1 protein-coding gene is annotated in these 2,502 nt (G+C 49.2%); it reads left to right on the forward strand.

What is annotated here, in order from left to right; genetic code table 11:
- Positions 1-31 precede the first annotated feature (31 nt).
- Entirely contained in the window at positions 32-1,918 is a 1,887-nt protein-coding gene (ftsH2, locus tag C7B77_RS28110; RefSeq protein WP_106312845.1) for an ATP-dependent zinc metalloprotease FtsH2, read from the forward strand.
- Positions 1,919-2,502 lie beyond the last annotated feature (584 nt).

A 2,502-nucleotide genomic window follows, 5' to 3' on the forward strand; every position in this document is an offset into this window, starting at 1 on the left:
CATCACCCCATCACCAAAGGCAAACAATTTTATGAAGTTTTCGTGGAAACTAGCAATACTGTGGACGATACCCGTTCTAGTAATCGGCTTCTTCGTCTGGCAAGGGGCATTTACACCCGTTACCGCTGAAGTTGGCAAAAATACTGCCAGTACTCGGATGACCTACGGCAGATTCTTGGAGTATCTCGATGCCAATCGAGTCAAAGCAGTCGATCTTTACGATGGTGGTAGAACCGCGATCGTCGAAGCGGTCGATCCAGATCTCGAAAATCGGATGCAACGCCTGCGCGTCGATCTGCCCACCAACGCACCCGAATTGATTGCCAAACTCAGAGACTCGAACATCTCCTTTGACAGTCATCCCGCACGCAACGATGGTGCTGTCTGGGGCTTCCTCGGCAACCTAGTTTTCCCCGTACTGTTGATCGGTGGTTTGTTCTTGCTATTCCGTCGCTCTAACAACATGCCTGGTGGCCCAGGTCAAGCGATGAACTTTGGTAAATCCAAAGCGAAGTTTCAAATGGATGCCAAAACTGGGGTGATGTTCGACGACGTTGCGGGTATTGCCGAAGCTAAAGAAGAGTTGCAAGAAGTTGTAACCTTCCTCAAACAGCCCGAACGCTTTACGGCTGTAGGTGCCAAGATTCCTAAAGGTGTATTGTTAGTCGGCCCTCCAGGTACTGGTAAAACCTTACTCGCTAAAGCGATCGCGGGTGAAGCTGGAGTACCATTCTTTAGTATTTCTGGTTCGGAATTCGTCGAAATGTTTGTCGGTGTGGGTGCATCTCGCGTCCGCGACTTGTTCAAAAAAGCCAAAGAAAACGCTCCTTGTATCATCTTTATCGATGAAATCGATGCCGTCGGTCGCCAACGCGGTGCGGGTATCGGTGGTGGTAACGACGAACGCGAGCAGACTCTCAACCAGATGCTCACTGAGATGGATGGTTTTGAAGGCAATACCGGAATCATCATTATCGCGGCAACTAACCGTCCTGACGTCTTAGACTCCGCGCTGTTACGTCCCGGTCGTTTCGATCGTCAAGTTCAAGTAGATCCACCCGATGTTGCTGGACGGATTGAAATCCTCAACGTTCACGCTCGGAATAAGAAATTAGGTTCAGATATCTCCTTAGAAGCGATCGCGCGTCGGACTCCTGGTTTTAGTGGTGCCGATTTAGCTAACTTGCTCAACGAAGCCGCCATTCTGACCGCCCGTCGTCGCAAAGATGCCATTACCAACCTCGAAATCGACGATGCAGTCGATCGCGTCGTTGCTGGTATGGAAGGTACGCCATTAGTCGATGGTAAGAGCAAACGTCTGATTGCTTACCATGAAGTCGGTCACGCGATCGTCGCAACGCTAATCCCCGCACACGATCCGCTCCAGAAGGTAACCTTAATCCCACGCGGACAAGCTGCTGGTTTAACCTGGTTCACTCCGGCTGAAGACCAATCCTTAATCTCGCGGACTCAACTCCGCGCTCGGATTTGTGGTGCGCTTGGCGGACGTGCTGCTGAAGAAATCATCTTTGGCGACTCGGAAGTCACAACTGGCGCAGGTGGAGATTTACAACAAGTTACCTCCATGGCACGCCAAATGGTCACTCGCTTTGGGATGTCCAAACTCGGCCCTCTCTCTTTAGAGAGCCAATCTGGTGAAGTATTCCTCGGTGGTAATTGGGGCGCGCGTTCTGAGTACTCTGATGAAGTAGCCGCTCAAATCGACCAACAAGTCCGTGAAATCATCGCTGGTTGTCATCAAGAAACACTCCAAATCATGCGCGAAAACCGCTCGGTTATCGATCGCTTAGTCGATATCTTAATCGAGAAAGAAACGATCGATGGTGAAGAATTCCGTCAAATTGTCGCTGAGTACCGAGTGGTACCTGAAAAGCCTCAATTTGCACCAATGCTGTAAATTTGGTTTGAAATTTTAATTCTCAAGAAAGCCCTGCTAATTACAAATTAGCAGGGCTTTCTTGATGCTCGAAAATCCCCTCCTCTGCGAAGGCAGACGCTACGCGAACGGAGGGGTGCCCACAGCACTTGGCAAGTTACGAACAGAGAAAAATATAATTGAGGAGATTAAGCAGGCATCAGCACCTCCAAAACCTGCTCGCAGGTATGATGTTGAGAAAATAGACTTTGTGCCAGATGCAGTAATTGGAGGTAAGCGAAACTGAGTCAAACTATAGAGTCGTTGTCCAATCGTTTGCTGGTTGTGAGCAAACATAAATCGTTCAGATTGTTGACCTTGACAGGGCAAGGATTGAAGCATAGACTGCGATATGCAACTGAGACAGAAGTGACGTTTAACCGCTTCCTGATTGCGTACCTGAGCCGACTCAAAACCAGTGATCTGCTTGCCAAACTCATGAAAGATTTCAATCGTCCAACGATAACTCCAAGTCTGAATTACTCGGCTACTTGTCTTGGTGCGCTAAACCGTCGGGAGACCCGACGAGCGCGCACCGCTTCCCAATGTAAAGCATCAGTTAATAA

The sequence above is a fragment of the Chamaesiphon polymorphus CCALA 037 genome, from assembly GCF_003003845.1.
In the GTDB taxonomy this organism is placed as follows: Bacteria; Cyanobacteriota; Cyanobacteriia; order Cyanobacteriales; family Chamaesiphonaceae; genus Chamaesiphon; species Chamaesiphon polymorphus.